The following is a 3,814-nucleotide window of genomic DNA, read 5'->3' as shown; positions in this document are numbered from 1 at the left end:
CATCTGCACGCCGTGCACGCTGTAGGCGGTGCCGGCGGCGATCCAGTCGGCCATGGCGCCGGCTTCGTTGATGCCTTCCTGCAGCACCTGGCCGGTTTCGCTTTCCTTGTAGAACATGAGCTGGTCATGGTCTTCCGGAACGTACTTCTGGCCTTGCTGGTTCCAGATGCCGTACTGGCGGAACATGCCTTCCATGCCGAAGGTGCGGGATTCGTCCGGCACGATCGGGACGATGTTCTTGCCGATCTGCTTGTCCTTCAGCAGGGTGTTCATGATGCGCACGATGGCCATCGTGGTGGACAGTTCGCGGCCCTCGCCCGACGCCTTGAGCAGCGCGGCGAAGGTTTCGAGCGGTGGCACCTCGAGGGCGGCGGCGGTGCGGCGACGGCTCGGCAGGAAACCACCCAGGGCCATGCGACGCTCGCGCATGTACTTGTATTCGGCGGAGTCTTCCGGGAAGCGCAGGTAAGGCAGCTCGGCCAGCTGGTCGTCCGGCACGGGCAGGCCGAAGCGGTCACGGAAGCGGCGGATCGACTCGATGTCGAGCTTCTTCTGCTGGTGGGAGATGTTCATCGCCTCGCCGGACTGGCCCATGCCGAAGCCCTTGATGGTCTTGGCGAGGATCAGCGTCGGCTGGCCCTTGTGGGTGACGGCGGCGTTGTAGGCGGTGAAGATCTTGAAGATGTCGTGGCCACCGCGGTTGAGGTTCCACACCTCGTCGTCGGTCCAGTCGGCCACCAGGGCGCGCAGCTCGGGCGTGTTGAAGAAGTGCTCGCGCACGTAGGCGCCGTTCTTGGCCTTGAAGGTCTGATACTCGCCGTCGCACAGCTCCATCATCCGCTTCTTCAGGATGCCCTTCTTGTCGCGGGCAAACAGGGCGTCCCAGTGGGTGCCCCAGATCAGCTTGATGACGTTCCAGCCGGCGCCGCGGAACTCGGCTTCGAGCTCCTGGATGATCTTGCCGTTGCCGCGCACCGGGCCGTCGAGGCGCTGCAGGTTGCAGTTGATGACGAAGATCAGGTTGTCGAGCTTCTCGCGGCCGGCCATGCCGATGGCGCCGAGGGATTCGACCTCGTCGGTCTCACCGTCGCCCAGGAAGGCCCAGACCTTGCGCTGCTCGGCCTTGGCGGCGTCGATCAGGCCGCGGCTGGCGAGGTACTTCATGAAGCGTGCGGAGTAGATCGCGCACAGGGGGCCAAGGCCCATCGACACGGTGGGGAACTGCCAGAAATCCGGCATCAGCCACGGGTGCGGGTAGGAGGAGATGCCCTTGCCGTCCACTTCCTGGCGGAAGCTGTCCATCTGCTCGTCGGTCAGACGGCCGAGCATGTAGGCGCGGGAGTAAACGCCGGGAACCGAGTGGCCCTGGAAGAAGATCAGGTCGCCGCCGGTTTCGTGGTCGATGCTCTTCCAGAAGTGGGAGAAGCCCACGTCGTAGAGCGCGGCGGCAGAGGCGAAGGAGGCAATGTGGCCGCCGACGTTGGTGTGCTTGTTGGCGCGCACCACCATGGCCATGGCGTTCCAGCGGATGTAGGAATGGAGCTTGATCTCCATGTCCGGATCGCCCGGGTACTTGGGCTGCTGGTCGGCAGGAATGGTGTTGATGTACTGGGTGTTGGCGGAGTAGGGGATGTCGATCCCTTCCTCACGACCGGCTTCGATCAGCTTTTCGATCAGGAAGTGGGCACGGTCGGTGCCTTCCTGTGCGACGACGCCTTCGAGGGCGTCCAGCCATTCCTTGGTTTCCTGGGCGTCGATGTCAGCCCGGATCTCTTGCGTGTTCGCGGCCATGGTTTTGTCTCCTCATGACTTGCGGGTTGTGGGTTGTTGCCGTGGGTAACGGCAACGTGCTTTCACTACAAACCGGAGCAGGGTCGGATCACGACCCGAATTTTTCGTAATATAAAATCAAATCCCGCGATGTGCAATAGGGTCGACCGCAATTTGCACGGGGTTCGAGGGTTTTTTTTCGAGGTCTGGTGGTGGCGGTGCTATCCCATCCGGTTCTGCTGCGATACGGAAAACCCAATGCATACGCCGGCCGGGCCAGAAGGCTCCGGCCGGCGAGTTTTCGTTCGACGGGGACGGGTAAAAAAACGGCGGGGGGCGAGGGAGGGAGGGAGAAAACCCCCGGCCGTTTGCGGAAATGGTTGTTCCGCGGCGGGATCATCTGGACAGCGCGTCCCGCTTACGGTCTTCGTCATATGCGAAGACCACTTGTCTGTTGCGAATCTCCCCCATGACCAGCGGACGGGTCGAATCGATCGCCTCGTGGTCGGTCTTGGAGAAAGGTCGATCATATACCATCACGATGCCTTCCACCCGCTCCTTGAGCGATTCGAGGGCGTCCTTCAGGCGGGTGCCGTCGGTGCTGCGGGCCTGGCGGATCGCCGCGGCGAGCAGCAGCATCGAGTCGTAACCCTGGGCCGCCGCTGGCGCCACCGGCAGGCGGTCGATGCCGTAGGTGCTGCGGTATTTATCGACGAAGCGGCGCCGGTGGGGGGCGTCGCTTTCCTGGATGAAGGTCTGGGGCATCCGCGCGCCTTCGGCGTTGGGGCCCGCGCTGTCGATGAAGTTGGACATGGCCAGCGCCCAGCTGCCTACCATCGGCACCTTCCAGCCCAGGCGCACCATGCCGTTGGCCATGTGGGCGAGCTCCGGCCCGAGGCCGTAGGTGAGGATGCCCTCCGCGCCGGCAGCCCGGGCGCGGGAGAGCTGGGGGGTCATGTCCACGTCGCGGATGTTGAAGCGCTCGATCGTCACCGCCTTGATGCCGTGGCGCTCCAGCGCCCGCTCCAGGTCTTCGCGGCCCAGCTGGCCGTAGTTGGTGCTGTCGTGAAAGATCGCAAGCCGGCGCAGGCGCTGCCGCACCACGGCCTCCTCGACGATCATCGCCGCCTGGAGCGTATCCGGCGCCGAGACGCGGAAGATGTAGTTGTCCGGGTACTGGGGCGGGAGGAACTGCTTGGTGACGATCGACCCGGTGGCCACCGAGGTGATCATCGGCACATGGGCCTGCTGGTAGAAGCGTTGGCTGGCGAGCGCCACGCCGGTATTCACGATGCCCAGCCCGGCGACGATCTTCTCGTGGTTGATGAGCTCCTGGGCGATCTGCGCGCCGCGCTCCGGCCGGGCCTCGTCGTCGCGCTCCAGCAACTGCACCGGCCGGCCGAGGATGCCGCCGGCGTCGTTGATCTCCCGCGCCGCCAGGCGGATGCCGTCGCGCATCGCCACCCCCATCGGGCTCGACCCGCCGGTGAATGGCCCGGTCACGCCGATGCGGATCGGCTCCACCGCCGCCACGCCGGCCGCCAGCAAACCCAGCGCGGCACAGGCCGCGGCACGCACGAATCGAAGCAAGGGTGTCTCCGCTGTTGTGTTCTTGTTCTGCTTATATGGCCGCCAGCCCGCGCCTTCCTTCGCAGGCAGCGTTCAACGCTACGCCCGCGCCCCTGCTGGTCATATGCGGGAGAACCCCTAGCTGCGCTGCGGCATGGCACGCCAGACCGGGCCTGCGCGGCCGCCTTCATCCGTCCCGATTAGGGAAACCCCCGATGCGCCTTTTCCGCCACCCCGGCGACGATGCGCGGGACATGTCGAATACAAATCCTTCCCCCAAGATGCCGCCGACCCGGGTGCCTGCCAACTGGTACTGGTCGGCGCCCAACTTTGCCGTCCTGATCTTTGCGCTGGCGATGCTGGTGCTGGTGTGGGTGCTCCAGCGCCAGGAGAGCGAGACTGCCCGTGGGGCGATGGCCCGCGACGTGCAGTGGGCCGAGCAGACCATGCGCCTGCACATGCAGGGCACCGAGGA

3 protein-coding genes are annotated in these 3,814 nt (G+C 65.1%); 1 reads left to right on the top strand and 2 read right to left on the bottom strand.

The genetic code is table 11. The annotated features are described in order from the left end of the window. Together aceE and Q0672_RS16125 are read right to left on the bottom strand one after the other, a co-directional pair. The coding region (gene aceE / locus Q0672_RS16130; protein ID WP_298623849.1) for a pyruvate dehydrogenase (acetyl-transferring), homodimeric type at nt 1-1,791 on the bottom strand (1,791 nt) is incomplete at its 3' end. Between the two features lie 375 nt (nt 1,792-2,166). Further along, nucleotides 2,167-3,324 (bottom strand): ABC transporter substrate-binding protein, encoded by a 1,158-nt coding sequence (locus tag Q0672_RS16125; RefSeq protein WP_298623852.1) that lies wholly within the window; start codon nt 3,322-3,324, stop codon nt 2,167-2,169. A 230-nt stretch (nt 3,325-3,554) separates the two neighbouring features. Between Q0672_RS16125 and Q0672_RS16120 the strand changes: the two genes are divergently transcribed. Further along, nucleotides 3,555-3,814: hypothetical protein (locus tag Q0672_RS16120; protein ID WP_298623846.1), on the top strand; the 260-nt coding region annotated here is incomplete at its 3' end.

The organism is uncultured Zoogloea sp., assembly GCF_937894855.1.
Lineage (GTDB): Bacteria > Pseudomonadota > Gammaproteobacteria > Burkholderiales > Rhodocyclaceae > Zoogloea > Zoogloea oryzae.
Note: the sequence above shows the minus strand (reverse complement) of the source record. Positions and strands in the feature narration are given on the sequence as shown.